Origin of the sequence: Neisseria sp. P0019.S002, from assembly GCF_051957155.1 — a bacterium.
Lineage (GTDB): Bacteria > Pseudomonadota > Gammaproteobacteria > Burkholderiales > Neisseriaceae > Neisseria > Neisseria perflava.
The window spans coordinates 247,068-272,084 of sequence record NZ_JBQCWS010000003.1 but is presented as its reverse complement, the minus strand read 5'-3'; the positions used below and the strand labels follow the sequence as shown (position 1 = coordinate 272,084).

Annotated in this window: 27 protein-coding genes; 17 read left to right on the top strand and 10 right to left on the bottom strand. The window is 49.4% G+C overall.

Features of this window, described 5'->3' with window-relative positions:
• Window positions 1–29: 29 nt before the first annotated feature.
• Complete coding sequence (locus ACTHTY_RS06650; protein WP_036490451.1) at window positions 30–1,160, bottom strand: PilT/PilU family type 4a pilus ATPase; 1,131 nt, start codon at window positions 1,158–1,160, stop codon at window positions 30–32.
• A gap of 203 nt (window positions 1,161–1,363) precedes the next feature.
• On the opposite strand from ACTHTY_RS06650, the gene ACTHTY_RS06645 reads away from it, so the two are divergent.
• From ACTHTY_RS06645 to lepB, 3 genes are all read left to right on the top strand, one after another.
• Window positions 1,364–2,065: a 5'-methylthioadenosine/adenosylhomocysteine nucleosidase gene (locus ACTHTY_RS06645; RefSeq protein WP_440366907.1), complete on the top strand. Its 702-nt coding sequence runs from the start codon at window positions 1,364–1,366 to the stop codon at window positions 2,063–2,065.
• 132 nt (window positions 2,066–2,197) lie between these two features.
• Window positions 2,198–3,991 carry a translation elongation factor 4 gene (gene lepA, locus ACTHTY_RS06640; protein WP_440366905.1) on the top strand — a complete coding sequence of 598 codons (1,794 nt, stop codon included), beginning with the start codon at window positions 2,198–2,200 and terminating at the stop codon, window positions 3,989–3,991.
• A complete protein-coding gene (lepB, locus tag ACTHTY_RS06635) occupies window positions 3,991–5,010 on the top strand; it encodes a signal peptidase I (protein WP_440366903.1) in 1,020 nt (339 codons plus the stop codon). Before lepA ends, lepB begins: the two co-directional genes overlap by 1 nt.
• A 53-nt stretch (window positions 5,011–5,063) precedes the next feature.
• On the opposite strand, the gene ACTHTY_RS06630 is transcribed toward lepB, so the two are convergent.
• Window positions 5,064–5,942, bottom strand: coding sequence for a DMT family transporter (locus ACTHTY_RS06630; RefSeq protein ID WP_440366901.1), 879 nt, complete (start codon window positions 5,940–5,942; stop codon window positions 5,064–5,066).
• Window positions 5,943–6,180: 238 nt separating this feature from the next.
• Here ACTHTY_RS06630 and ACTHTY_RS06625 point away from each other — a divergent pair, with 238 nt between their 5' ends.
• From ACTHTY_RS06625 to greB, 12 genes are all read left to right on the top strand, one after another.
• A complete protein-coding gene (locus tag ACTHTY_RS06625; RefSeq protein WP_440366899.1) occupies window positions 6,181–6,720 on the top strand; it encodes a gamma carbonic anhydrase family protein in 540 nt (179 codons plus the stop codon).
• A 14-nt stretch (window positions 6,721–6,734) separates the two neighbouring features.
• Entirely contained in the window at window positions 6,735–7,334 is a 600-nt protein-coding gene (locus tag ACTHTY_RS06620) for a Maf family protein (RefSeq protein WP_440366897.1), read from the top strand.
• Window positions 7,335–7,422: 88 nt separating this feature from the next.
• Complete coding sequence (gene rsmA / locus ACTHTY_RS06615) at window positions 7,423–8,202, top strand: 16S rRNA (adenine(1518)-N(6)/adenine(1519)-N(6))-dimethyltransferase RsmA (protein ID WP_440366895.1); 780 nt, start codon at window positions 7,423–7,425, stop codon at window positions 8,200–8,202.
• A 7-nt stretch (window positions 8,203–8,209) separates the two neighbouring features.
• Window positions 8,210–8,488 (top strand): hypothetical protein, encoded by a 279-nt coding sequence (locus ACTHTY_RS06610; protein WP_440366893.1) that lies wholly within the window; start codon window positions 8,210–8,212, stop codon window positions 8,486–8,488.
• A gap of 44 nt (window positions 8,489–8,532) precedes the next feature.
• Window positions 8,533–9,261 carry an amino acid ABC transporter ATP-binding protein gene (locus ACTHTY_RS06605; protein ID WP_003747231.1) on the top strand — a complete coding sequence of 243 codons (729 nt, stop codon included), beginning with the start codon at window positions 8,533–8,535 and terminating at the stop codon, window positions 9,259–9,261.
• 63 nt (window positions 9,262–9,324) lie between these two features.
• Window positions 9,325–9,684, top strand: coding sequence for a hypothetical protein (locus ACTHTY_RS06600; RefSeq protein ID WP_440366891.1), 360 nt, complete (start codon window positions 9,325–9,327; stop codon window positions 9,682–9,684).
• A 4-nt stretch (window positions 9,685–9,688) separates the two neighbouring features.
• A complete protein-coding gene (locus tag ACTHTY_RS06595) occupies window positions 9,689–10,141 on the top strand; it encodes a protein YgfX (RefSeq protein WP_308881021.1) in 453 nt (150 codons plus the stop codon).
• Between the two features lie 38 nt (window positions 10,142–10,179).
• Window positions 10,180–11,463 carry a bifunctional tetrahydrofolate synthase/dihydrofolate synthase gene (gene folC, locus ACTHTY_RS06590; protein ID WP_107857568.1) on the top strand — a complete coding sequence of 428 codons (1,284 nt, stop codon included), beginning with the start codon at window positions 10,180–10,182 and terminating at the stop codon, window positions 11,461–11,463.
• 13 nt (window positions 11,464–11,476) lie between these two features.
• The gene (ftsN, locus tag ACTHTY_RS06585) at window positions 11,477–12,625 is read left to right on the top strand and encodes a cell division protein FtsN (RefSeq protein WP_440366888.1); all 1,149 of its coding nucleotides are present in this window, start codon (window positions 11,477–11,479) and stop codon (window positions 12,623–12,625) included.
• Window positions 12,618–13,151 (top strand): CvpA family protein, encoded by a 534-nt coding sequence (locus ACTHTY_RS06580; protein ID WP_063068803.1) that lies wholly within the window; start codon window positions 12,618–12,620, stop codon window positions 13,149–13,151. Before ftsN ends, ACTHTY_RS06580 begins: the two co-directional genes overlap by 8 nt.
• 152 nt (window positions 13,152–13,303) lie before the next feature.
• Window positions 13,304–14,848 carry an amidophosphoribosyltransferase gene (purF, locus tag ACTHTY_RS06575; protein WP_440366885.1) on the top strand — a complete coding sequence of 515 codons (1,545 nt, stop codon included), beginning with the start codon at window positions 13,304–13,306 and terminating at the stop codon, window positions 14,846–14,848.
• A 74-nt stretch (window positions 14,849–14,922) separates the two neighbouring features.
• On the top strand, window positions 14,923–15,414 hold the full coding sequence (gene greB / locus ACTHTY_RS06570) for a transcription elongation factor GreB (protein ID WP_003685038.1): 492 nt from the start codon (window positions 14,923–14,925) through the stop codon (window positions 15,412–15,414).
• 87 nt (window positions 15,415–15,501) lie between these two features.
• On the opposite strand, the gene ACTHTY_RS06565 is transcribed toward greB, so the two are convergent.
• The 6 genes from ACTHTY_RS06565 to argB all read right to left on the bottom strand — a co-directional run bounded on the left by ACTHTY_RS06565 (window position 15,502) and on the right by argB (window position 19,648).
• Window positions 15,502–16,209, bottom strand: a complete 708-nt coding sequence (locus ACTHTY_RS06565; RefSeq protein ID WP_440366883.1) for an SIMPL domain-containing protein — start codon at window positions 16,207–16,209, stop codon at window positions 15,502–15,504.
• A 112-nt stretch (window positions 16,210–16,321) separates the two neighbouring features.
• Window positions 16,322–16,813: a DUF1841 family protein gene (locus tag ACTHTY_RS06560; protein ID WP_440366881.1), complete on the bottom strand. Its 492-nt coding sequence runs from the start codon at window positions 16,811–16,813 to the stop codon at window positions 16,322–16,324.
• A 100-nt stretch (window positions 16,814–16,913) separates the two neighbouring features.
• Window positions 16,914–17,189, bottom strand: coding sequence for a cell division protein FtsB (gene ftsB / locus ACTHTY_RS06555; protein ID WP_003679613.1), 276 nt, complete (start codon window positions 17,187–17,189; stop codon window positions 16,914–16,916).
• Window positions 17,190–17,212: 23 nt separating this feature from the next.
• Window positions 17,213–18,499, bottom strand: a complete 1,287-nt coding sequence (gene eno, locus ACTHTY_RS06550) for a phosphopyruvate hydratase (RefSeq protein ID WP_440366880.1) — start codon at window positions 18,497–18,499, stop codon at window positions 17,213–17,215.
• A 40-nt stretch (window positions 18,500–18,539) separates the two neighbouring features.
• Window positions 18,540–18,698 (bottom strand): hypothetical protein, encoded by a 159-nt coding sequence (locus ACTHTY_RS06545; RefSeq protein ID WP_157686105.1) that lies wholly within the window; start codon window positions 18,696–18,698, stop codon window positions 18,540–18,542.
• Between the two features lie 62 nt (window positions 18,699–18,760).
• Window positions 18,761–19,648, bottom strand: a complete 888-nt coding sequence (gene argB / locus ACTHTY_RS06540) for an acetylglutamate kinase (RefSeq protein WP_440366879.1) — start codon at window positions 19,646–19,648, stop codon at window positions 18,761–18,763.
• Between the two features lie 174 nt (window positions 19,649–19,822).
• On the opposite strand from argB, the gene ACTHTY_RS06535 reads away from it, so the two are divergent.
• Window positions 19,823–20,953 (top strand): M14 family metallopeptidase, encoded by a 1,131-nt coding sequence (locus tag ACTHTY_RS06535; RefSeq protein WP_107857575.1) that lies wholly within the window; start codon window positions 19,823–19,825, stop codon window positions 20,951–20,953.
• Window positions 20,954–21,027: 74 nt separating this feature from the next.
• The gene (lgt, locus tag ACTHTY_RS06530) at window positions 21,028–21,888 is read left to right on the top strand and encodes a prolipoprotein diacylglyceryl transferase (protein WP_440366877.1); all 861 of its coding nucleotides are present in this window, start codon (window positions 21,028–21,030) and stop codon (window positions 21,886–21,888) included.
• A 77-nt stretch (window positions 21,889–21,965) separates the two neighbouring features.
• Here the strand turns inward: lgt and trkA are convergent, their stop codons facing one another.
• Complete coding sequence (gene trkA, locus ACTHTY_RS06525) at window positions 21,966–23,378, bottom strand: Trk system potassium transporter TrkA (RefSeq protein WP_440366875.1); 1,413 nt, start codon at window positions 23,376–23,378, stop codon at window positions 21,966–21,968.
• Window positions 23,379–23,473: 95 nt separating this feature from the next.
• On the bottom strand, window positions 23,474–24,925 hold the full coding sequence (locus ACTHTY_RS06520; RefSeq protein WP_440366873.1) for a DASS family sodium-coupled anion symporter: 1,452 nt from the start codon (window positions 24,923–24,925) through the stop codon (window positions 23,474–23,476).
• Window positions 24,926–25,017 lie beyond the last annotated feature (92 nt).

Sequence of the window (25,017 nt, the reverse complement as noted above, 5' to 3'; positions counted from 1 at the left end):
CAGACGGCCTTTTTTATGCTTTGAAGTTGTTAAATCAATTCTAAATCCGGACCGGCATTTTGTGCGCGACGGCTTCTTAATTGAATGTCTAGGCGCAAATCATGGGCGGAGTCGGCATTTTTAATAGCGTCTTGATAGCTGATATCGCCGTTCTCATACAAATCATACAAGGCTTGGTCAAAAGTAATCATGCCCATACCGGTTGATTTTTTCATCATTTCTTTAATGTTGTGGACTTCGCCTTTTCGGATTAAGTCGGCAATAATGGGCGAATTGAGCAAAACCTCGACAGCCGCTACGCGTCCCCGTCCGCCTTCACGGGGAATCAGGCGTTGCGAAATAAAGGCTTGCAGGTTGAGCGATAAATCGGTTAGCAACTGGTTACGGCGCTCTTCGGGGAAGAAGTTGATGATGCGGTCCAGCGCTTGGTTGGTACTGTTGGCGTGCAGTGTCGCCATACACAAATGGCCGGTTTCCGCGAAGGAAATGGCGTAGTCCATGGTCTCGCGGTCTCGGATTTCACCAATCAGGATAACATCCGGCGCTTGGCGCAGGGTATTTTTCAATGCAATCGGCCAATTTTCTGTATCTACACCGATTTCACGTTGGGTGATGATGCAGTTTTTGTGTTGGTGGATAAACTCAATTGGGTCTTCGATGGTAATAATGTGGTCGAAGCTGTTTTCGTTTCGATAGTCGATAAGGGAGGCGAGGGAAGTGGACTTGCCCGAACCTGTACCGCCGACAAAAATAACCAAACCGCGTTTTCTGAGGGCGATGTCTTTTAGAATCGGTGGCAGATTAAGAGTTTCAAATTTAGGGATATTGCTGGTAATGGAGCGGAACACTAATGCAGTTGCGCCGCGTTGAACCATTGCATTGACACGGAAGCGGCTGGTATCGGGCAGGCTGATGGCGAAATTGCATTCGTTGGTGGTAGAAAATTCTTCGATTTGTTTGGAAGACATAATCGAAAAAGCGATTTCCATACATTTTTCAGCGCTTAACGGCTCATCGGTCAGCCGCATGATTTTGCCGTCCACTTTCATGGCCGGCGGGAAATTGGTGGTAATGAAAAGGTCGGAGCCTTTGTATTTGTTCATGTGGCGTAGCCAAGTGAACAATTCTTCTTTTGCGCCCGGAGTATTTTCGTCAAACATAAGAATTCAGATAGTTAATGTTAAGTTATTTTATTGAGAATAATTATAACAGAAGCAATCATTATTTGCTGTTTTGCCACTAGAGTGGCTATCTGTTTTAAATTGAGTGTCGTGCTGGGAATATAGCAGATTTTTCAGCATCCCTGTGATTTTAAATTCTGCTGTTATAATGTTGCCCGATTAGTGAATGGAAAGGTAATGAGATGTCAGTACAAACAATTGCCGTGGTCGGCGCAATGGAACAGGAAATCGAGCTTTTGCGTGAAAGCATGGCCAATGTCAAGCATGTGTCTTTCGGTAAATTCTCGGCGTATGAAGGTGAATTGGCCGGAAAACGCATGGTATTGGTTTTGAGCGGTATCGGTAAGGTCAATGCAGCGGTTTCGACTTCTTGGGTCATTCATCAGTTTGCACCGGATTGTGTCATCAATACCGGCAGTGCAGGCGGTTTGGGCAAGGGTCTGAAGGTCGGCGATGTGGTCATCGGCGAAACTGTGGCGCATCATGATGTTGACGTAACGGCTTTTGGTTATATTTGGGGGCAAGTACCGCAACTTCCTGCCGTGTTCGCATCGGATTCAAACTTGATTCGCCAAGCAGAAAAGGCAGCGCAAGTGTTTGAAGGTGCAGCCGTAACGCAAGGCCTGATTGTCAGTGGCGATTGTTTTGTGCACAGCAGCGAAGGTGTCGCGGAAATTTGTAGTCATTTTCCTGACGTAAAAGCAGTTGAAATGGAAGCTGCGGCGATTGCGCAAACCTGTCACCAGTTGGAAGTGCCGTTTGTGATTATTCGCGCCGTATCCGATTCGGCAGATGAGAAAGCGGACATCAGCTTTGAAGAGTTTTTGAAAACGGCTGCCGTCAGCTCGGCGAAGATGGTAACCGAGATTGTCAAATCGCTATAAAATCATGCAGAAACGTTGAATTTCCGTTAGAATACGGAACGATTCAACCTTATTCTAAGGCCGTCTGAAAACCGAATCCCTGTTTTTTCAGACGGCCTTTCAGCCTTTAATTGCATTTATCTTAATAACAATATGAAAAACATACGGAATTTCTCCATTATTGCCCACATCGACCACGGTAAATCGACGCTTGCCGACCGTTTTATCCAATACTGCGGCGGTTTGGATTTGCGCGAAATGAGTACGCAGGTGCTCGATTCCATGGACATCGAAAAAGAGCGCGGCATTACTATTAAAGCGCAAACCGCCGCACTCAACTATAAAGCACGTGACGGGCAGGTGTATCAGCTCAACCTGATTGATACTCCGGGACACGTCGACTTCTCTTACGAAGTATCCCGTTCGCTGTCAGCTTGCGAAGGCGCGCTTTTGGTGGTCGATGCGTCCCAAGGTGTAGAAGCGCAAACCGTGGCGAACTGCTATACCGCGATTGATTTGGGCGTGGAAGTTGTGCCTGTTTTGAACAAAATTGACTTGCCTGCCGCAGAACCCGAGCGCGTGGAGCAGGAAATTGAAGACATCATCGGTATTGATGCCGTTGGTGCGGTTCAATGTTCTGCCAAAAGCGGCATTGGTGTGGAAGATGTTTTGGAAGAAATCGTTGCCAAAATCCCTGCGCCAACTGGTGATGAAAATGCGCCGTTGCAAGCGGTTATTGTTGATTCATGGTTTGACAACTACGTCGGCGTAGTTATGTTGATTCGTGTGAAAAACGGTACCATCAAGCTGAAAGACAAAGTGCGCTTTATGAGCACCAAGGCGGAAACGCAGGTTGAGCAGCTGGGCGTTTTCACACCAAAATCAGTTCAAAAACAAGAACTCAAAGCTGGTGAAGTAGGCTTTTTGATTACCGGCGTGAAAGAATTGGGACAGGCGAAAGTCGGCGACACGGTTACTTTGGTTGCCAACCCCGCTTCTGAGCCGCTGCCCGGTTTCCAAGAAGTGCAAAGCCAAGTATTTGCCGGTCTCTATCCAGTGGAAAGCCACGACTACGAAGCTCTACGCGATGCTTTGGAAAAATTGCAGCTGAACGATGCTTCGTTGAAATTCGAGCCTGAAGTTTCCCAAGCATTGGGCTTTGGCTTCCGTTGCGGCTTCTTGGGCCTGTTGCACTTGGAAATCGTGCAGGAACGCTTGGAGCGCGAGTTCGACATGGATTTGATTACTACCGCGCCGACGGTGGTTTACGAAGTTGTGTTGAAGAGCGGCGAAAAAATCGAAGTCGAAAACCCGTCCAAACTGCCCGACATCGGCAGCATCGAAACCATTCTCGAGCCGATTATTACCGCGACTATCCTCGTGCCGCAGGAATACGTCGGCAACGTCATGACTTTGTGTAACCAAAAGCGCGGCGTTCAGGTCAATATGCAATACATGGGCCGCCAAGTCATGCTGACTTATGATTTGCCAATGAACGAAGTCGTAATGGATTTCTTCGACAAGCTTAAATCGACTTCGCGCGGTTATGCTTCGTTGGACTACCATTTCAAAGAGTTCCAACCGTCTGATTTGATTAAGCTCGACATTATGGTCAACGGCGAAAAAGTCGATGCCCTGAGTCTGATTGTCCACCGACAAAGCGCCGTTCACCGTGGTCGTGAGCTGGCATCAAAAATGCGCGAACTGATTCCGCGCCAGATGTTCGACATCGCCGTCCAAGCCGCCATCGGCAGCCAGATTATCGCCCGCGAAAACGTCAAAGCCCTGCGTAAAAACGTTTTGGCGAAATGTTACGGCGGCGATATTACGCGTAAGAAAAAACTTCTCGAAAAACAAAAAGCAGGTAAGCGCCGCATGAAACAAGTGGGCAATGTGGAAATCCCGCAAAGCGCGTTCTTGGCGATTCTGCAAGTGAGTGATAAATAATGAGTATAAATCTGACTTTAGGCGCAATCGTTGTACTGCTGGCCGGCTTGGTCCTCAACTTCAAAAGCAGCAAAGAGCGTCAGGAAAACGGAGAATGGAGCTCCGGCCTGCAATGGAGTTATCTCTTGTGCATGGTCGGCGTATTCGGCATTTTGTCCGAATTTATGAGCTTTACCGCCGTATTACTGGTGTTTGTCGTGTTCACCGGTATTGTTTGGGCAATCCATAAAGGCCGTCTGAAAAAAAGCGAGACCGGCGAAGACAATGCGCATTTTACCGACTATATGGGCGGCTTTTTCCCCATCATCTTGGTTATCTTTGTGTTGCGCAGCTTTATTGCCGAACCGTTCCAAATTCCGTCCAGCTCCATGCGTCCGGGCTTGGTCAAAGGCGATTTTATCTTGGTGAACAAATTTTCTTACGGGATCCGCCTGCCGATTTTGAATAAGGTCATTATCCCTGTCGGCAACATTGCCCGAGGCGATGTCGTGGTGTTCAATTACCCACTTCAGCCTGAGATGAATTACATCAAACGTATCGTCGGTATTCCGGGCGACGTTGTGGAATACCGTGATAAGGTTTTGACTGTTAACGGAGAAATTATTTCCGAAAAACCAAATGGCAATTATCAATACGCAGATGATACTGATCCGTCTATGATTCATACGCTTGAGCGTTTTCAGACGGCCTTAAACGGCAAAAATTTTGACGTTATCAAAGAGGCCGGTCAGCCTTCCGTATCTATTGCCGTATTGAACAAATATACTTCCGAAGTGATGCCTGAAAGCAATTACTCGCTTGAAACAAGCGGTTTGGAAAATTGCGAATACGCAGAAGACGGTAATGGCTTTATCTGTAAAGTTCCTGAAGGCCGTTATTTCGCGATGGGCGACAACCGCGACAACAGCGCCGATTCCCGTTATTGGGGATTTGTCGATGACAAACTGATCGTCGGTAAAGCCTTCTTCGTTTGGATGAACTTTGGTGAACTCAGCCGTATCGGTAACAGTATCAAATAAGCAATAACAGATGAAAAGGCCGTCTGAAATTTTTCAGACGGCCTTTTTTGTATCTATTTTTTGTCTTTTAACGAACCTAAATAAATCGCCAATAAAGTCAAAGCGGCGCCACTCCATTGGACGATATTAATCGGTTTATCCAACCAGAAATAATCGATCAACATGGCGGCGACTGGTTCGGAGAGCAGTAGTAGGCCTGTTAGTGACAAAGATAAAAGTGGGATAGCGTAAGCAATCAATGCCCAAGCAAAACATTGCATGACGATGCCGTAGATGGAGACTAGAATCACATCGTTTAAAGTTTTGGGGTAAAGATGGGCGGTATCGAATAGCAGCGATGGGATGACCAGCGCCATTGCGCCGCCGAAGCTTAAAATCATCATGAGCGGAAACAAACCGACTTTTTCCTGCTCATGAGTTTTGCGTACGAAAACCATAGACAGGGCCAGCATGGCACCGGATACTACGCCGCTGACAAATCCCCATGCGGCATTATTGTTATGACCGAACTCTGGGCTGCCGATCAAGGCTACGCCTATGGTGGCCAATATCAAACTTAAAATTTGCAGGGTGCTTAGACGTTCTGAATAAAAGAAGAAGCCGATGGCGGCTAAAAAGAAAATCTGCAGACTGTTGAGCAAGGTGGAAATGCCGGGGCCTACGGCGTGAATGCTTTCGTGCCAAAGGGCGAGGTCGAATGCGAGGAAAACGCCGGATAAGATTGCGTAGCCAACCGTTTTTCTTTTTGTGGGCATTTTTTGTCTGAAAAAACGTCCGAGCAGGAAGAATATAGGAGCGGCGATCAGCAAGCGCCAGAATGCGATGGCGTAAGAGCCGACATCGACAAATTTGACGATCAAACTGCCCAAGCCGAAGACGACGCAGCCGATGACCAATAGGGGCACTGCATAATTTCCCGAACGTGTGTCCATCGGCTTCTCCAAGAATCAAATGAAGGCGATTATTCCATAAAAGATAGCTGGGGCGCTAATGATAAATAGTCGTAAGCCAAGATAAAGGGTTCATGATGAAAGGCCGTCTGAAAACTGTTTCAGACGGCCTTTTGATGATTTTCTGGCTTGATTTCGTATTGTTGTAGTATAAAATCGTTTTACGCCGTGTTTTCAGACGGCCTGATCAGTTTTGGTTTTGAGAAAAGGATTATTGGAAATGGCAAACCCTATTCGTGCGTTTTTGGATTATGTGCCGTCGGTTGATGAGTCTTGTTTTGTAGATGAGACTTCGGTAGTGATTGGCGAAGTGTCGCTGGCGGAAGATGTATCAATTTGGCCTTATGCTGTATTGCGCGGCGATGTGAACAGTATTTCCATCGGTAAGCGCAGCAATGTGCAGGATGGCAGTGTTTTGCATGTGTCGCATAAGAATACGGCAAAGCCTGACGGTTCGCCTTTGATTATCGGCGATGATGTGACGATTGGGCATAAGGTCATGCTGCATGGCTGCCGAATTGGGAATCGTGTGTTGGTGGGCATGGGTTCGATTATCTTGGACGATACGGTTGTCGAAGATGATGTGATGATAGGCGCGGGCAGTTTGGTGCCGCCGCGCAAGCGTTTAGAAAGCGGTTTTTTATATGTCGGCTCGCCTGTGAAACAAGTGCGTCCGCTGACGGATGAGGAAAAGAAATTTTTGACGTATTCCTCTGCGCATTATGTCCGCCTGTCTGGACAGCATAAAATTTCAAAATAAGGAAACCCAATACAATGAACGCAATTTATCTGGCTTCGGGCAGTCCGCGCCGTCGTGAGATTTTGGAGAATTTGGGTTTCACGGTACGCCGCCTTCCTGCGGATATTGATGAAACCCCTAAAGAAGGCGAAGCCGCAGTAGAGTATGTGCGCCGTATGGCCTGCGAGAAAAATCAGGCAGCGGTGGCGCAATGGTTTGCTGCTCATAATCAAGAACCTGAGTTTGCTGTATTGACGGCGGATACGACGGTGGCGGATGGTGCGGTTATTTTGGGTAAACCGGAATCCGAAGCGGATGCGGTCGATATGCTGGAACGCCTGTCTGGGCGGACGCATCAAGTGCTGACGGCTGTATGCGTTTACTGGCAAGGCGTACGCCATGATGTGGTGCAGACGAGCGAAGTGCGCTTTAAGACGTTGACGGCTGAGGAAGTCGCAGCCTATGTTGCCAGCGGCGAGCCGATGGATAAGGCCGGTGCGTATGGGATTCAGGGTTTGGGCGGCGTATTTGTCGAGCATTTGCAGGGCAGTTTTACGGGCGTGATGGGTTTGCCGGTTTATGAGACTGCTCAGCTACTGAAATCTTTGGGTTTGGAAGCGCCGCCGTTTGCTTAAAATTAGGCAAATGCCGTCTGAAAGCGTGCCGACAAAAACGCCTGTTTCAGTTACAATACTGCCTTAAACAGCTTGCTTGAAGAAAGATATGAAAGAACATAAGGCCCGGAAACGCTTCGGGCAGAATTTTTTGCAGGATACGCGGATTATTAGCGATATTGTCAACGCGGTCAGACCGCAGCCCGATGATATCGTGATTGAAATCGGCCCGGGCTTGGCAGCTATTACCGAGCCTTTGGCGAAAAAACTCAACTGCCTGCATGTCTGCGAAATCGACCGTGACATCGTACGCCGTCTGAAAACCTTGCCGTTTGCAGATAAATTGGTGATACACGAAGGCGATGTATTGCAGTTTGATTTCAACAGCATTGAAGGCAAGAAAAAAATTGTCGGCAACCTGCCGTACAATATTTCCACGCCACTTTTGTTCCGATTGAGCGAAGTGGCAGACGATGTGATCGATATGCACTTTATGCTGCAGAAAGAAGTGGTCGAACGTATGGTGGCGCAGCCGAAAACCAACGACTATGGCCGTCTGGGCGTAATGCTGCAATATTTCTTTGATATGGAAATGTTGATTGAAGTACCGCCCGAGTCCTTTGATCCTGCGCCGAAGGTGGATTCGGCCGTTGTGCGCATGATTCCGGTGAAACACCGTATCGGTAAAGCAGAAGATTTTGAACATTTTGCCAAACTGGTGAAACTGGCTTTCCATCAACGCCGCAAAACCATACGCAATAATTTGAAGGAACTTGCCAGCGATGATGATTTGCAGGCAGTCGGTATCAATCCGCAGGACAGGGCAGAACACATTGCCGCTGAGAAATATGTGGAATTGAGCAATTATCTGGTTCAAAAGGCCGTCTGAAACAGTGATGGCAATTTTTAAGCAACCTCCTATTCAATGGGGGGTTCGGGGTGATTCATATTTGTGGCGCGAGTTGGCACAGTATTTTTCCGGTAAGGATATGCCGCCGGAGTGGCACCGTTTTGAAGCAGCAATTATCGGCGCAGTTTGGGTATTGACCGGGCATCGTCTCGATAGGGAAGAGCAATTTAAAGTCAATCGGTACAATAAAGGCGGAATCTCCGGCAGCATAGTCAGTTGCCGCTTTTGGCTGGAAACGGCCATTCCTTTGCTTTGGCAGCGGTAAACGCAACTCAAGCTCCGAAAATTTTGGTAGTTTGGAAAGAAATAATGATTAAATTCAAAAATGTACACAAACATTTTAAAGATTTGCACGTTATCAACGGTGTGAATCTGGAAGTCAAACAAGGCGAAGTGGTCGTTGTATGTGGCCCTTCAGGCAGTGGCAAATCGACGTTGATTCGTACGGTAAACCAACTCGAGCGCATTGAAAGCGGCGAGATTTGGGTAGACGGCATCAATGTTGCCGATCCGAAAACCGATTTGAACAAAGTGCGTGAAGAAGTGGGCTTTGTGTTCCAAGGGTTCAATCTGTATCCGCATTTGACTGTCTTGGAAAATATTATTCTTTCTCCGATGAAAGTGAAAAACCAAAGCCGTGAAGAGGCGGAAAAGAAAGCGATGGAGCTTTTGGAACGTGTCGGCTTGGCGCATAAAAAAGACGCGCTGCCCGGCCAGCTTTCCGGCGGTCAGCAACAGCGTGTGGCGATTGCACGCGGTTTGGCGATGGAGCCGCGTGTGATGTTGTTTGACGAGCCGACTTCCGCACTTGATCCTGAAATGGTCGGCGAAGTATTGAAAGTGATGAAAGACTTGGCGGAAAGCGGCATGACCATGATGTGTGTAACCCATGAAATGGGTTTTGCGCGCGAAGTCGCCGACCGTGTGATTTTTGTCGATAAAGGCCAGATTTTGGAAGACGAAACGCCGGAAGAATTTTTTACCAATCCGAAACACGAGCGTGCCAAACAATTCCTGCAACAGGTAATGACACATTAAACTCGGGCCGTCTGAAATTTCAGACGGCATGATCGGTTTGAATGATTTTGAAAGTTGAAAATAATGTATTTTGTTGACCGTACTGCTGTCGTGCTGAAACCGACCGCCCGTTTTTTGGAATGGCTGAAATCCGCCGATGAAAATATGCCTGACCTGACCGTCGAGCAACTGCGCACCAACTGTTCCGTATTCCTTGTGCCGCAATTTGACGAACCCGAATCCGTCATTTCCTATTTTGACGAACGTTACCAGCAGATTTTTGAAGCCGAATTGGCAGGCTGGGACATCGATAAAAGCAAATGGCCGCAAGAAATGAGTTTGAAGGCTTTTTGGGAATTTTTCGATACCGAAATCCACGATATGGTTTTGGATATGGAAGAGGCGGAATTGAACATTACGCCTGTTTTCGACAATATGATGTAAAGCCGTGCGAAGTTTTCAGACGGCCTTAACGCCCTCGCGTTCTTTGAAAATTCTGATTGTCTTCTTACACCTTTCGGCGTTGGCCTTATGCCTTGCCGAGTTTTACGGTTGGATGATGTGGCTGGGTTTGGCGGCGTTGGCCGGCAGTTTTGCCTATGCTTGGCGCAGCGTTAATTTTCACGCTCAAAATGCGGTCAGAAAAATCATCATCGACCGCCAATACCGTGCGACGGTTTATTTGAATAACGAGGCAGAGGGAAGAAGTGCGGTTTTGCAAGACAGCAGTATGTTGACGGTTTATGCTTTGTTTTTGCAATGGAATGTTGACGGGAAAATAGTCAAACACTGCATCTTGCCCGATATGGCCGACCGCGATGCCTACCGCCGTCTGAAAGTGTGGGCGCGCTGGTGCCGTGAAAAAGAAGACAAAGCAGAACTTGCGGCAGATATAGATTAAACGGCCGATTCAGACGGCCTTTTGAAGCGATAAATACAATGAAAACATTACAAGACTGGCTTTCTCATTTGGAGACTGCCCATAGTTCCGGCCTTATCGATATGGGTTTGGAACGCGTGGGAGAAGTGAAAAAACGCATGAATTTGGTGCCGCAATGTCCTGTCGTCGTGGTGGCGGGTACAAATGGCAAAGGCTCTGTATGCGCCTATTTGTCGCATATTTATAAAGAAGCCGGTTTTAAAGTCGGTACGCTGACCAGTCCTCATCTTCTGCGTTACAACGAACGAATCGCCATCAACACTCAGCCGGTTTCAGATGAATTGATTGTTTCCTCATTTGAGCGTATCGAAGCGGCACGCGGCGAAATTTCGCTGACGTATTTTGAGTTTAATGCTTTGGCTGCCGTCGATATTTTCATGCGTGAAAATGTGGACGTAATGATTTTGGAAGTCGGTTTGGGCGGACGATTGGATGCTGTGAATGTATTTGACGGCGACTGCTCGGTCGTTACCAGCGTGGATTTGGACCATCAGGCATTTTTGGGCGATACCGTTGAGCAGGTCGGTTTTGAAAAAGCCGGAGTGTTCCGTAGTGGCAAACCAGCTGTGTGCGGTCAGAATCCTGCGCCTGAATCATTGGTCAAACACGCAGAAGAAATTGGCGCAAAACTGTTGATGGTTCAGCGAGATTTTGATTTTGCATCAATGGAAAGCGTACAGTGGAACTACCGCTTCCATCCGCAATCTTCAGACGGCCAAAGCCGTAACCGCAATTCCTTGCCGTTTCCTGCTTTGCGCGGTGCCTATCAGTTGTCCAATGCCGCGTGTGCATTGACGGTGTTGGAGTGTTTGAATAATCAGCTGCCCGTTGACATCGGCGCGATTAAACGCGGTTTGCTGTTGGTTGAGAATCCTGGACGTTTCCAAGTTTTGCCCGGCCGTCCGCTGGTGGTTTTGGATGTCGGCCACAATCCGCACGCAGCACGTGCTTTGCGCCGCAGCCTGATTAACCTTGCCTTTGCACAAAAACGTACCGCCGTATTCAGTATGTTGTCCGACAAAGATATTGATGGCGTGCTGGAAATCGTTAAAGATCAGTTTGACGAGTGGAATATCGCACCTTTAGATGTGCCGCGCGGCATGACGGTAGAGGCTTTGCAGGCCAAATTGGCTGAACACGGCATCGACAATGTAAATGTTTTTGAAACTGTCGCTGCAGCCTATCGTGCTGCTTTGGCTAAAGCAACCGAAAATGATAGAATCGTTGTTTTCGGCTCATTCCATACTGTTGCCGATGTAATGGCTGTTTTGAAAGAACACTAACGAGGAAATTATCATGTCCGACAATAAACAAAAAGAAACTCCAAACGGATACGATTTAGACGGTTACGAACAACTCAAACGCCGCAACCGCCGCCGCTTGGTTTTGGCCTCCGGCTTGGTGGTGGCTTCAGGTATGCTGTTCGGTCTGGCGCTGACATCGGGCGACGATAAAAATTCACCGTTTAAAGAAGCGCCTGTCGGTCAGAGCCAAGTCAAAACGGCGGATGAGCCCAGCAAGGCTGTTGTCCTAGAGCCGAATAAAGAGGATGTTGCGATGGCTGAAGAGGCAGCCCGTCATGCGGATGCCGAAGCGCCAAATAAACCGCAAAATGCAGGCGAGGAAGAAGATAATGCGCCGGTTGAAGTATTGAAGCCAAACCGTGAATCTGCTCCCGAAGATGTCGGCGAGCCGTTGGTTTTGATCAATGATACTTTGGATGACGGCAATATTAAAGGTTTGGAAGAGTCCGAACGTATTCAACGTGCCGAGGCTGCCAAACGTGAAGCCGCGGAGCGCCGAGCCGAAGAACGCCGCCAACGTCAGGCTGAACAACGTGCTGCTGCGGCCCGTAAAACACAAGCCCAACAGGAAGCTGCTGAGAAAGAAAGCGCATTGGCAGCTAAAAAACGCGCACTTCAAGCGCGTGCTGAAAAAGCAGAGCGTGAAGCCGCTGCCGAACGCAATAAATTGGCACAATTGGAAAAAGCAGAGAAAGCCATTGCCGAGCGTAAATCTGCCAAAAACAGCAAAGACAGCGTAAAAGACAAGGCCGAACCTGCCAAGAAAGCAGAAGCCAAAGTTGAAAAACCAAAAAATGAAAAGGCTAAACCGGAAACGGCCAAAGCAGAAAAAGCCGATAAGGTAAAAACTGCCGAGAAGCCGTCTGAAAAAGCCAAACCTAAAGCTGAAAAAGAAACAGCAGAAGCCAAGCCTGCTAAAAAAGCCGCTATTCAGGCTGGTTATGCTGAAAAAGAACGCGCACAAAGCCTGCAACGTAAAATGAAAGCCGCAGGTATCGATTCGACCATTACTGAGGTTATGACCGATAAAGGTAAGGTGTATCGCGTGAAATCAGCCAGTTATAAAAATGCACGCGATGCAGAGCGCGATTTGAACAAATTGCGTGTACATGGCATTGCCGGTCAGGTGACCAGTGAGTAATCTGCCTGTTGCCGATTTGTTGGCGGCCGCCGTCATTGTCATCTGCATTATTATCTCCTTGACACGAGGTATTATTGCCGAAGCAGGGGCGATGGTGGCGTGGGTGGTATCGTTTATTGCTGCCAGAACGCTCGCCGTGCCGTTTGCCGATGTGGTCTTTAAATCGGTTGAGCCGCATTCCTTGGCGGTTGCGATGGGTTTTGCCGCTGTGTTTTTTCTGGCATGGCTGTTGCAGAAACTGGCACGATCGCTGTTGAGCAGTTTGATGTCTGCCGTTGGTTTAGGAAGCATCAACCGTTTGCTTGGCGGCGTATTCGGTGCAGTGAAAGGTGTGATTTTGGTGACACTGGCAGTGATGGTTTTTTCACACACTGATTTGCCGAAAACGGAAGAGTGGCAAAGTTCGCACACAATTCCGTATTTTGAATCACTGGCCGATGCTGCGATGCCTTATCTACCAGGGAAAGATACCGCAATGCCGCATCTTTCGGGTAAAGCAGCTGAAGTAGAAGAATTGGATGATTGAGTTTGACGGATTCAGACGGCCTATGGGTCGTCTGAATCCGTTTTTATTTGTCTAAAGGTATCATTATATTGTCAACAATTTGAGCAAACTCATCTAAATTATTTTATAATGACGGCTTACCCATTTAATCTTCAAACTCGGAGAAGCACGATATGTGTGGTGTATTAGGTTTGGTTAGTCATGAGCCGGTCAATCAGATGTTGTATGACGGTTTGCAGATGTTGCAACACCGTGGTCAGGACGCAGCAGGTATTGTTACTGCCGAAGGCAATATATTTCATATGCACAAGGGCAAAGGCATGGTGCGCGAAGTGTTCCGTACCCGTAATATGCGTGACTTGGTCGGTAATGCAGGCATTGCACATGTCCGCTATCCGACTGCAGGCAATGCGGGCAGCAGCGCAGAAGCCCAGCCGTTTTATGTCAGCTCCCCATTCGGCATTGTTTTGGCACACAATGGTAATCTGACTAATACCGAAGAGCTCTATGAAAACGTATGCAACAAACACCTGCGCCACGTTAATACTAGCTCCGATTCTGAAGTCCTACTCAATGTATTCGCACACGAATTACGCCGCGAAGTCTCTAAAAATACAGCCCCTTATCAACTTACCATCGACAATATTTTCAACGCCGTTTCCGAAGTGCACCGTTTGGTGCGCGGCGCATACGGCGTAGTAGCCATGATTGCAGGATACGGCATGCTGGCTTTCCGAGATCCTTTCGGTATCCGTCCGTTGGTTTTGGGTTCGCAAATTGACGAATCCGGCAAAAAATCTTATGCTGTTGCCTCCGAATCCGTTGCTTTCAATGCGCTTGCCTATGATTTGGAACGCGATATCCAGCCGGGCGAAGCCGTATTTATTGGTCTTGACGGCACGATTATTTCCCGTCAATGCAGCGATAAAGCCAAATTAAGCCCTTGTCTTTTTGAATATGTTTATTTTGCCCGCCCAGACTCCGTCATCGATGGCGTTTCCGTTTATCAGTCCCGTATGGATATGGGCGTATCTTTGGCAGAAAAAATCAAACGCGAGCTGCCTGTCGATGATATCGATGTCGTGATGCCGATTCCCGATACCAGCCGACCCAGCGCGATGGAGCTTGCCGTCCATCTCGAAAAACCATATCGTGAAGGTCTGATTAAAAACCGCTATATCGGCCGCACCTTCATCATGCCCGGACAAGCAACGCGTAAAAAATCAGTGCGCCAAAAACTCAGCCCGATGGAAACCGAGTTTAACGGCAAAAGCGTTTTGTTGGTGGATGATTCCATCGTGCGCGGTACGACCAGCCGTGAAATCGTTGAAATGGTACGCGCGGCAGGTGCACGCAAAGTCTACATTGCTTCTGCAGCTCCCGAAGTGCGCTATCCAAATGTGTACGGTATCGATATGCCGACCCGTGAAGAACTGATTGCAAACGGCCGCAGCGCAGCAGAAATCGCAACTGAGATTGGCGCAGACGGCATCGTCTTCCAAAACTTAGAAGACTTGGAAGCAGTAGTCAAAGCACTCAATCCAAAAATTGAATCCTTTGATTCCTCATGCTTTAACGGTGTTTATCAAACCGGCGATATCGATGAAGCATATCTGAACCGTCTCTCTACCGAAAAATCAGGTTGTGGCGGCTTGAAAGTACATCCAAGCAAAATGGAACACAGCATCAGTATCAGCGATAGCGATGATGAAGAATAAAGTAAATTGACTTACAATAAAGGCCGTCTGAAAATTAACGTTCAGATGGCCTTTAATTATGTTTTAGACACATCATGAGTACCGAAACCAAAAATTACATCACGCCTACCGGCTGGCAGGCATTGAAAGACGAACTGTATCACTTGGTCAACAAAGAACGCCCGGAAATCGTCCAAATCGTTAACTGGGCAGCAAGCAATGGCGACCGCAGCGAAAATGGCGACTATCTTTACGGTAAACGCCGTATGCGCGAAATTGACCGCCGTATCCGCTTCCTAACCAAACGCTTGGAAGCCGCCGTCGTCGTCGACCCTGAAGCACGCGAAGCCACGGACCAGATTTTTTTCAGCGCCACCGTTGGCTTATTGCGCGGAGACGGTCGTGAACAAACCGTCAAAATCGTCGGCGTAGATGAAATTGATACCGCTAAAAACAAAATCTCATGGATTTCCCCTTTGGCGCGCAGTCTGATAAAAGCACGCGAAGGCGATGAAGTTGTCTTGGATACACCGGAAGGTCGTGAGGTTATAGAGATTTTGTCGGTGGAATATATTAAGATTGACTGATTATGCGTGAATAAAGCAAGTGAAGCTACAAAAGGCCGTCTGAAAAATACACTTTCAGACGGCCTTTAACATTATCTAAATAAAATCCTACATTTGCACCGAGCCGTTGACGGTCAGGCTGATTTCTTCCGAACCCGGAGAGGCTGGCACGCCATCTTCTATTCCTGCAGCTACTTCTGCGGCAGGGATTGTACGCAGCATTTTGGCATGTGCAAAGTCGCCGCCGACTTGGCGGTTGCCGATATGGCCCAGGTTGAGTTTGACGATTTTGTAGCTGGAGAAGCCGAGCGTTTGGGCGAGGTTTTGGGCGCGGTCTTTGAAGCGCAGGATGACGGTTTTGCTCAATTGGTCGACGGTTTCTTCGCGTTTTTCTTTGGATACGGAAAATGAGGAATTTTCCAAAACAGCGATATTAATGCTGTCGGCAATCAGGCGGTTGAGTGCTTCAAAGTCTTTGCTTTCTACTTTGAAGTAAGCGTGTTCTTCCCAGCCGGTTTGGGTACGTTTGCCGTTGGTGTATTGATAGCGTGGGGAGGCGTTGCGTTCCATCAGCTCGGCTTTAAATTTGCTGTTTTGGGAGATTTTGTTGAACTGGTTGAATTTCTTCATGAAGGCTTGGTTGACGACTTGACGGTCTTTACCTTCTGCGTTGACGCTGAAATGCGCGGTCATGGTATCCCGCGGCACTTCCATATTCGCGGATTCGGAAAATTCAACGATGTTGTAATTGAGGCTTTCTGCTGCAACGGGCAGGGAGGCGGCTAGCAGTAGGGCGGTAAGGGCTGGGCGGAGCATTTTGGTTTTCCTTGTAATGCGGATTTTAAAAAAGTAATTTAGCATGAAAGATAGAAATGTTGGCTTTGGCAAGCGTAAGGATTTGTATGGGTTGAGGCCGTCTGAAAAGAAGTTACTTTGTATCCATCAAGCTGACTTCATGGGGATTGAGGCGGGCTTTTTCTTCTTGGCCTAAGCCGACCAATTTTCTCAAGCGGGTCATGTAGGCGTTGACATCTAGGCCCCGTCCGTAGCGTTGCGCTTCCCAGATGGTTTCTGCCAAGGCTTCCATCATATCGTGTTCGGCTTTGACCCAGTCGCCGTTGTAACGGGCGCAAAGTTGTTGGTGGATGGCACGGATGCCCGGGGGCTGGTCGATGGCGCTTTGCTCTTGTAGGGAAAGGTGTAGCGACATGTGCAGGAATGGGTTGCTTTCGCCGTCTTCGGGCAGCCATTCTTTATCTAAATATTGTTCGATGTCTTCGAGATAGTGTCCGTATTCGGGATGGGCTTCGATAATGCGCAAAGCTTTTTGTTGCAGGCCGTCTAATTGGAGCGGTGCGAGCCTGTGTTGCCAGACGTGGGCAAAGAATCGGCGGACATCGTGGGTGTTTACGTCATACATGGTGGGTGTGATTTGATTTTGGGATATGTGATTATATAGCGATTGCGATAAAAAAGGCCGTCTGAAAAATATGTTTTCAGACGGCCTTTGTTTGCAGGGTTTAGCGGCGGTCGATGATTCGGTAATACACTTCGCCGTCTTGGACATAGCCCAATTCGACGCGGGCAATTTCGGCGATGGCCTCTTGTCCGTGTGCCAAGTCTTCAACTTCCGCATTGAGGAAATTGTTGCGTAAAGTGAGCGTTTGGTTTTTTTCCTCCTGACGGACGAGCTGCTCCTGCAATTCTTCCGTATGCCCGACGCTGCCTTTACCGAACCAAAGGCTGTACTGACAGCACAAAAGTGCGAAGGTTAAAACAAAAGTTACCCACTTCATACAATAAATATCCTATATTTTGCTTATTTGCCCAGTTGGTAGAATGCGGCTTTGCCAGGGTAGTAAGCGGCTTCGGCCAATTCTTCTTCAATACGCAACAATTGGTTGTATTTCGCCATGCGGTCAGAACGGGACAGAGAGCCGGTTTTGATTTGCATACAGTTGGTGGCAACTGCCAAGTCGGCAATGGTGCTGTCTTCGGTTTCGCCGGAACGGTGGCTCATTACGCTGGCGTAGCGGTTGCGTTTGGCCAAGTCGACGGCTTGCAGGGTTTCGCTCAATGTACCGATTTGGTTGACTTTGACCAGCAATGCGTTTGCCACACCTTTTTCGATGCCTTCGGCCAAGATTTTTGGATTGGTTACGAACAAGTCGTCGCCGACCAATTGAACTTTTTTGCCCAATTTTTCAGTCAGCAGTTTCCAGCCTTCCCAGTCGTTTTCGTCCATGCCGTCTTCGATGGAAATGATTGGGAATTCGTTAACCAGGCCTTCCAAGTATTCGGCAAATTCTGCGCTGGTGTAAGAGCGACCTTCGGCTTCCAGATGATATTGACCGTCTTTATAGAACTCGCTGGATGCGCAGTCCAGGGCGAACAATACGTCTTCGCCTGCTTTGTAGCCTGCGGCCTCAGTGGCTTCTACGATCAGTTGCAGGGCTTCTTTGTGGCTGTTCAAGTTAGGTGCGAAACCGCCTTCGTCGCCCACGGTGGTTGGGAAGCCTTTGGCATCACACAGTTTTTTCAGTGCGTGGAAGATTTCGGCGCCGCAACGCAGGGCTTCGCGGAAAGATTTTGCGCCGACAGGCATAATCATGAATTCTTGGATGTTCAGGCTGTTGTTGGCATGTTCGCCGCCGTTGATAACGTTCATCATTGGAACAGGCAGAGCCATTGGGCCTGCGCCGCCCAAGTAACGGTACAGCGGCAGGCCTGCATCTTCAGCGGCCGCGCGTGCTACGGCCATAGAAACAGCCAAAGTAGCGTTGGCACCCAAGTTGCCTTTGTTTTCAGTACCGTCCAATTCGATCATGATTTGGTCGATATAAGATTGTTCGTTGGCATCGATACCGATGAGGGCTTGCGCGATTTGGTTGTTGACGTGGTCAACGGCTTTCAATACGCCTTTGCCCAAGTAACGGGATTTGTCGCCGTCACGCAGTTCCAAAGCTTCTTTTTGACCGGTTGATGCGCCGCTTGGTACGGCTGCACGGCCCATGACGCCGGATTCCAACAATACGTCACACTCTACAGTAGGGTTGCCGCGAGAGTCTAAGATTTCGCGTGCAAAAATATCAACGATTGCGCTCATGAATATCTCCAAATAGGATGGTAAAAGAAAAGTAGCTTTGTTACGCTTCAGACGGCCTTGAGGATGATTGCCGAAGTCTGATGAATACGGACATTATACCGTCTTTGCCGGGCATGGCATCGGCGTCGGTATGAAACCGACTGTAAGTTTGTTTCACGTCAATATCGTTCAAACAAACATAAGCCGTATAGTGTAACATTTTTTACCCTTTTTAGGGTGAAAAGCTGATTAAATAAGGCATAAGGCCGTCTAAAAAACGGATTAGCCTTCGCCCAAAATCATCGAGCCTACGCCGTCATCGGTCAGCACTTCCAAGAGCAGGGCGTTGGGAACGCGGCCGTCTATGATATGCGTGGCTTTGACGCCGCTTTTGGCGGCCTCGACGGCGGAGGCAATTTTAGGCAGCATGCCACCGTACAGCGTACCGTCTTCAATCAGTTCGTCAATGCGGCTTGGCGTCAGGGTGGTCAATAATTTGCCTTCTTTATCCAGTACGCCGGGGATATTGGTCATCATCAGCAGTTTTTCGGCCTGAAGTTTTTCCGCCAGTTTGCCGGCAACCAAGTCGGCATTGATGTTGAATGCTTCGCCGTTTTGGCCTACGCCGATGGGTGCGATGACAGGAATGCAGCCGCGTTCGACCAAGCCTTCCACCAAACGGGTCTCGATGTCGGCAACTGTGCCGACTTGGCCGATGTCCACACCTTTTTGTTCGGGCGTATCGATCAGGAGTTTTTCCGCTTTGATGAAGTGGTTGTCCCGGCCGGTAATGCCGACGGCGCGACCGCCGAAGGTGGTAATCATGGAAACGATTTCTTTATTGACGTGTCCGCCCAAAACCATTTCTACGATGTCCATGGTTTCGCTGTCGGTCACGCGCATGCCTTGAACGAACTCTCCTTTTTTGCCGACTTTTTCCAACATTTCATTGATTTGCGGACCGCCTCCGTGAACGATGACGGGATGCAGGCCGATCAGTTTGAGCAGGACGACATCGCGTGCGAAGCCCTCTTTTAAGGCCGACTCGGTCATGGCGTTGCCGCCGTATTTGATGACGATGATGGAGCCGGAAAAACGGCGGATATAAGGTAAAGATTCGGCAAGGACGTGAGCCTTGATGGCAGGGGAGACAGATTGTTGCTGGGTCATGGTTTCAACCTTGTTTCATGATTTCGGCCTTTATCTTAATCCCAAAGGCCGTCTGAAACAATATTTCCAAGCGCTTGAAATCCTGTTAAATCAGTTAAATGGTTGAAACCAGCCTCATGCAAACGGTAAAATGACGGTTTGCTTCGGCCTCTTCGCCGATTACTAAGGATACCCATGATGAAAATCAGCACCCAATTCGATGCCGGTTCGGTTGTTGTCAAAGACTTGAGCAACCCTGCCGATATCCGCCTCGCCCTGCGTCCCGACAATGCTTCGGAGTTTGCCCAATGGTTTTACTTCCGTTTGCAGGGTGCGGCCTATCAAAACTGCGTGATGCATTTTGAAAATGCGGCGGACGCTGCGTATCCTTTGGGCTGGGAGGACTATCAGGCTTGCGCCTCTTACGACCGCCAAAATTGGTTTCGCGTGCCGACCAGCTATGAAAATGGTGTGTTGACCATCAACCATACGCCTTTGTCCAACAGCGTTTACTACGCCTATTTCGAGCCTTATTCCAACGAGCAGCATTTGAACCTTTTGGGCGATGCTCAGGGCAGCGGTTTGTGCCGTATCGACGATTTGGGCAGTACCGTTCAAGGCCGCGACATCAATCTTCTGACCATCGGCAACCAAGTCGAAAGCGACATGAAAGTCTGGATTATCGCCCGTCAGCATCCGGGTGAAACCATGGCGGAATGGTTTGTCGAAGGTTTGCTGGGCCGTCTGCTTGATCCGCAAGATCCGACCGCGCGCATGCTGCTTGACCGCGCGACTTTCTACATTGTGCCGAATATGAATCCGGACGGTTCGGTTTTGGGTAATCTACGCACCAATGCCGCCGGCGCCAATCTCAACCGCGAATGGGAAACCCCGACTTTGGAGCGAAGCCCCGAAGTCTTTACCGTCCGCGAAAAAATGATGGAAACCGGCGTGGATTTGTTCTTGGATATTCACGGCGATGAAGGTTTGCCGTTTGTCTTTGTGGCCGGTACCGAAGGCGTGCCTAACTACAACGAGCGCATCGAAGCCTTGGAAGACCAATTCAAACTCGCGCTGCTCAATGCCAGCCCAGATTTCCAAGACGATTATGGCTATGATAAAGATGCGCCGGGTCAGGCAAATATGACTTTGGCGACCAACTGGGTCGGCAATCATTTCAACTGCCTTGCCTATACTTTGGAAATGCCGTTTAAAGACAATGCCAATCTGCCGGACGACGATTTCGGCTGGAACGGCCAACGTTCGCTGCGCTTGGGCGAGGCAATGTTGTCTGCTATTTTGAATGTGGTTGACGATTTGCGTTAAACCATCCGACACCGCATACAGGCCGTCTGAAAGTTCAGGCTTTCAGACGGCCTTTGAGATAAGGAACACACATTATGATGATACATCCCCAGTTTGATCCGGTGCTGATCAGCATCGGCCCGCTTGCCATCCGCTGGTATGCCTTGAGCTATATCGTCGGCTTTATCCTGTTTACGATTTTGGGCCGCCGTCGTATCGCGCAGGGCAATTCTGTGTTTACTAAAGAAACACTCGACGATTTCCTGACTTGGGGTATCTTGGGCGTCATCTTGGGCGGCCGTATCGGCTACGTTTTGTTTTATAAATTTTCTGACTATCTGGCCAACCCGTTGGATATTTTCAAAGTATGGGAAGGCGGTATGTCGTTTCACGGCGGCTTCTTGGGCGTGGTCGTTGCCATGTGGCTGTTTGGCCGCAAGCACAACATCAGTATTTTAAAATTGATGGATACCGTTGCGCCGCTCGTACCGCTGGGCTTGGCTTCCGGCCGTATCGGCAACTTTATCAACGGCGAACTTTGGGGACGAGTTACCGAACTCAATGCTTTCTGGGCGATGGGTTTCCCGCAAGCGCGTTACGAAGATACGGAAGCTGCGGCGCACAATCCTTTGTGGGCCGAATGGCTGCAACAATACGGCATGTTGCCGCGCCATCCGTCTCAGCTTTATCAGTTTGCCCTTGAAGGCATTTGCCTGTTTGTCATCGTTTGGATTTTCTCGAAAAAACCGCGTCCGGCCGGTCAAACGGCGGCATTGTTCTTGGGCGGTTACGGTTTGTTCCGCTTTATTGCCGAATTTGCCCGTCAGCCTGACGACTATCTCGGCCTGCTGACTTTGGGTTTGTCCATGGGTCAATGGTTGAGCGTGCCGATGATTGTATTGGGTGTGATTGGTTTTGTTTGGTTTGGCCGTAAAAACAGCGTTGCCAAAGTATAAATAAAACAATGAATAAAGGCCGTCTGAAGAGGTTTTCAGACGGCCTTTTTATGGCTTCAAGCAAACGGATTTCAGGTTTAACCGAAAAAGCCCATTTTGACTTGAATGAGTTTTTCCAACTCCGGCAGGACGCGGCGGCGTGAGACGAAGAAGATAATGTGGTCGCCGTCTTGGAGGATGGTTTCGGTGTGGTGTCCCATGATGACTTCGCCGGTTACGCCGCGGACGATGGCGGCGATGTAGCAGTCGCTCGGCCATTTGATGCCGCTGATGCGGCGGCCGACGATGGCGGAAGTGTTTTTGTCGCCGTGTACCACCACTTCGATGGCTTCGGCCGTACCGCGGCGCAAAGGATGGACGGCAACGACGTCGCCGCGGCGGATGTGGGCGAGGATGGAGCCGATGGTAATCAGATGGGGGGAAACAACGATATCGATTTTGTTACCCTCGAGCAAATCGACGTAGCTTGAGCGGTTGACGATGGTAATTACGCGTTTGGCACCAAGGTTTTTCGCCAACAAACTGGACATGATGTTGTTTTCGTCATCATTGGTCAACGCGCAGAAGACGTCGATTTCGTCGATGTATTCTTCGTCCAGCAGGGTTTCGTCGGTGGCGGAACCTTGCAGGACGAGGGTATTGTCCAGATTCTCGGCCAGCCATTCGGCACGGTGGGGTTTGTATTCGATGATTTTGATGTCGTATTTGGATTCGAGCTGTTTGGCGAGGCGGTAGCCGATGTTACCGCCGCCGGCAATCATGATGCGGCGGGTACGCGCTTCTTTCGGACGCAATTCGCGCATGATGGCTTCAACGCTGCTGATGTCGGCGGCAAAAAGTACCTCGTCGCCTTCGATGATGACGGTTTGCGGCGTAGGGACGATCAGGCGGTTGTTGCGGTAGATGGCGCAGATTTGGCAGTCCGCACCTTCGAGCAGGTGTTGGTTGATGTCGGCAATTTCACGGCCGATCAGCAACCCGCCTTTGCGGGCTTGAACAATCACCATGCGCACTTTATCGTTGGCGAAACTGAGTACCTGCAATGAGCTGGTGTAGTTGAGCAGGCCGACGAGTTGTTCGGTAACCAGTTGTTCGGGGCTGATGGTTTCGGTAATGCCGAAGATGTTGAGGCTGCCTTCTTCGGGTTTGTCGCTGCCGGCAACCGGATATTCGAGGTATTCGCTTGAGCGTACGCGTGCAATGCGGCCTGGGATATTAAATAGGTCGGCGGCGATTTTGGAGGCAACGATGTTGGTTTCATCGCTGCGGGTCAGGGCAAGCAGGAGATCGGAGTCCGCCGCACCTGCCTGTTCGAGGGTAAAGGGCGATGCGCCGTTGCCGACAATGGTTTGGACATCAAGACGGCTGCTGATACGGTTGAGCGCTTTTTCGTCGATGTCGATAATAGTGACGTCGTTGCTGGGAACGGAGGCAAGGTTTTGGGCGACGGTCGAGCCGACTTGGCCGCTGCCGAGGATGAGTATTTTCACGGTAATCGAGTGTGTTCGGTAAAAATGAAATTGTAACAAAAGGCCGTCTGAAATTGGAGTTTTCAGACGGCCTGAGTTTTAAATAAGCCAGAGGGTTACCAGTAGCCCAAAACTTTCCACCACAAGATACCGACAGTGCCGAAAATCAGGATTTCGAGCACGCTCATGATGAAGCCGACTTTCCACCATTCGGTCATGTTTACATAGTTGGAGCCGTAAATGACAGGAGCGGAACCGGTGGCGTAGTGGGTCAGCGACATCATGATGCCGGTAGCGGAGGCCATAACCAGGGCAAACAGCATCGGTGGTGCGCCCAAGGCCAAGCCAGCGCCGTAGAATGCGCCGAACATGGCGGTAACGTGTGCCGTGCCGCTGGCGAAAACGTAGTGGGCGTAGAGATAGGCAAGCATCAACAGGGCGCAACCGGCTTCCCAACCTAAGCCCATGTGGGCGATACCGCTTTGCATGGAGTCGGACAACCAGCTGATGAGGCCCAGTTTGTTGAGGAAGTTTGCCATCATCACCAAGGCCGCAAACCAAACAATAGTGTCCCACGCGCTTTTTTCTTTTAGCGCGTCGTCCCAAGTCAGTACGCCGGTCGAAAGGCACAGGCTCAAGCCGAGGAAGGTGGTGGCGGTAGCGTCAACTTTCACGCCGAACAGCATCTCGGGAATACCCGCCCACAACAGCAGCAGAACCAGGAAAATGCCCAGCATGATTTTTTCTTCACGCTTCATCGGTCCCATGGCAGCCAAATGCTCTTTTGCCAATGCAGTGGCGTTGGGGGTTTGTTTGATTTCAGGCGGATACAGGAAATACAACACCAGCGGCATCAGCAACATAGCAAGCAGGCCGGGTACGACCATCGCCAAGAACCAAGTACCCCAAGAGAGTTGGATTTGCGAATTGGTGGCTTTGGCAACCAATTCGACTACCAGCGGATTAGGTGCGGTGGCAGTGATAAAAATCAGACAGGTAATCACGTTGGAGTGGAAGTTGACCAGTGAAAGGTATTTACCGATTTTGCCTTCCGTACCTTTTTCAGGGTCGGAGTCGAAGCTCAAGGCAATGGATTTCATAATCGGATGCACGATGGCACCGCCGCGCGCGGTGTTGCTCGGCGTTACCGGACCGATGACCAAGTCGGCCAGCGCCAAGCTGTAACCTACGCCCAGTGTGCGTTTGCCGAAGAGGGAGATCAAGAGGTAGCCGATACGCATACCCAAGCCGGTTTTCAACAGGCCGCGCGAGATGATGATGGCGATACCGATCATCCAGATGAGTGAGTTGTTTAGGCTGCTCAAAGCGTCTTTGGTTGCGTCTGCAGCTTTTTCGTTGGTCACGCCGGTCAGTGCAACCAAGGTGATGCCCAAAATCGCCATTGCGCCGATAGGCATGGCTTTGCCGATGATGCCGGCAATGATGCCGACAAACAATGCCAAAAGATGCCATGCGTCAGGCGAGACGCCTTGAGGAACGGGGATAACGAACCAGATAAGCAGCGTCAGCACAAGTGCGGCCGCAGCAGGAATTGGCTTGAAGCCCATGTTGAATCTCCTAATTTGAGGATTGAAGTATTGGGAAATCTGTTTTCAGACGGCCTGAGTGTTGCTGAAGCCTGTCTGAATGTATTTTGGTA

Excerpts from the sequence above, each read along its gene's own strand:
- greB (WP_003685038.1), top strand. The coding sequence starts at position 14,923 with ATGAGTACCGAAACCAAAAATTACATCACGCCTACCGGCTGGCAGGCA.
- ACTHTY_RS06630 (WP_440366901.1), bottom strand. The coding sequence starts at position 5,942 with ATGGACACACGTTCGGGAAATTATGCAGTGCCCCTATTGGTCATCGGC.
- ACTHTY_RS06520 (WP_440366873.1), bottom strand. The coding sequence starts at position 24,925 with ATGGGCTTCAAGCCAATTCCTGCTGCGGCCGCACTTGTGCTGACGCTG.
- ACTHTY_RS06620 (WP_440366897.1), top strand. The coding sequence starts at position 6,735 with ATGAACGCAATTTATCTGGCTTCGGGCAGTCCGCGCCGTCGTGAGATT.
- ACTHTY_RS06650 (WP_036490451.1), bottom strand. The coding sequence starts at position 1,160 with ATGTTTGACGAAAATACTCCGGGCGCAAAAGAAGAATTGTTCACTTGG.
- argB (WP_440366879.1), bottom strand. The coding sequence starts at position 19,648 with ATGACCCAGCAACAATCTGTCTCCCCTGCCATCAAGGCTCACGTCCTT.
- lgt (WP_440366877.1), top strand. The coding sequence starts at position 21,028 with ATGATGATACATCCCCAGTTTGATCCGGTGCTGATCAGCATCGGCCCG.
- ftsB (WP_003679613.1), bottom strand. The coding sequence starts at position 17,189 with ATGAAGTGGGTAACTTTTGTTTTAACCTTCGCACTTTTGTGCTGTCAG.
- ACTHTY_RS06560 (WP_440366881.1), bottom strand. The coding sequence starts at position 16,813 with ATGTATGACGTAAACACCCACGATGTCCGCCGATTCTTTGCCCACGTC.
- purF (WP_440366885.1), top strand. The coding sequence starts at position 13,304 with ATGTGTGGTGTATTAGGTTTGGTTAGTCATGAGCCGGTCAATCAGATG.
- ftsN (WP_440366888.1), top strand. The coding sequence starts at position 11,477 with ATGTCCGACAATAAACAAAAAGAAACTCCAAACGGATACGATTTAGAC.
- ACTHTY_RS06605 (WP_003747231.1), top strand. The coding sequence starts at position 8,533 with ATGATTAAATTCAAAAATGTACACAAACATTTTAAAGATTTGCACGTT.
- rsmA (WP_440366895.1), top strand. The coding sequence starts at position 7,423 with ATGAAAGAACATAAGGCCCGGAAACGCTTCGGGCAGAATTTTTTGCAG.
- ACTHTY_RS06645 (WP_440366907.1), top strand. The coding sequence starts at position 1,364 with ATGTCAGTACAAACAATTGCCGTGGTCGGCGCAATGGAACAGGAAATC.
- ACTHTY_RS06610 (WP_440366893.1), top strand. The coding sequence starts at position 8,210 with ATGGCAATTTTTAAGCAACCTCCTATTCAATGGGGGGTTCGGGGTGAT.
- lepA (WP_440366905.1), top strand. The coding sequence starts at position 2,198 with ATGAAAAACATACGGAATTTCTCCATTATTGCCCACATCGACCACGGT.
- ACTHTY_RS06625 (WP_440366899.1), top strand. The coding sequence starts at position 6,181 with ATGGCAAACCCTATTCGTGCGTTTTTGGATTATGTGCCGTCGGTTGAT.
- eno (WP_440366880.1), bottom strand. The coding sequence starts at position 18,499 with ATGAGCGCAATCGTTGATATTTTTGCACGCGAAATCTTAGACTCTCGC.
- ACTHTY_RS06565 (WP_440366883.1), bottom strand. The coding sequence starts at position 16,209 with ATGCTCCGCCCAGCCCTTACCGCCCTACTGCTAGCCGCCTCCCTGCCC.
- ACTHTY_RS06535 (WP_107857575.1), top strand. The coding sequence starts at position 19,823 with ATGATGAAAATCAGCACCCAATTCGATGCCGGTTCGGTTGTTGTCAAA.
- ACTHTY_RS06545 (WP_157686105.1), bottom strand. The coding sequence starts at position 18,698 with ATGTTACACTATACGGCTTATGTTTGTTTGAACGATATTGACGTGAAA.
- folC (WP_107857568.1), top strand. The coding sequence starts at position 10,180 with ATGAAAACATTACAAGACTGGCTTTCTCATTTGGAGACTGCCCATAGT.
- ACTHTY_RS06600 (WP_440366891.1), top strand. The coding sequence starts at position 9,325 with ATGTATTTTGTTGACCGTACTGCTGTCGTGCTGAAACCGACCGCCCGT.
- lepB (WP_440366903.1), top strand. The coding sequence starts at position 3,991 with ATGAGTATAAATCTGACTTTAGGCGCAATCGTTGTACTGCTGGCCGGC.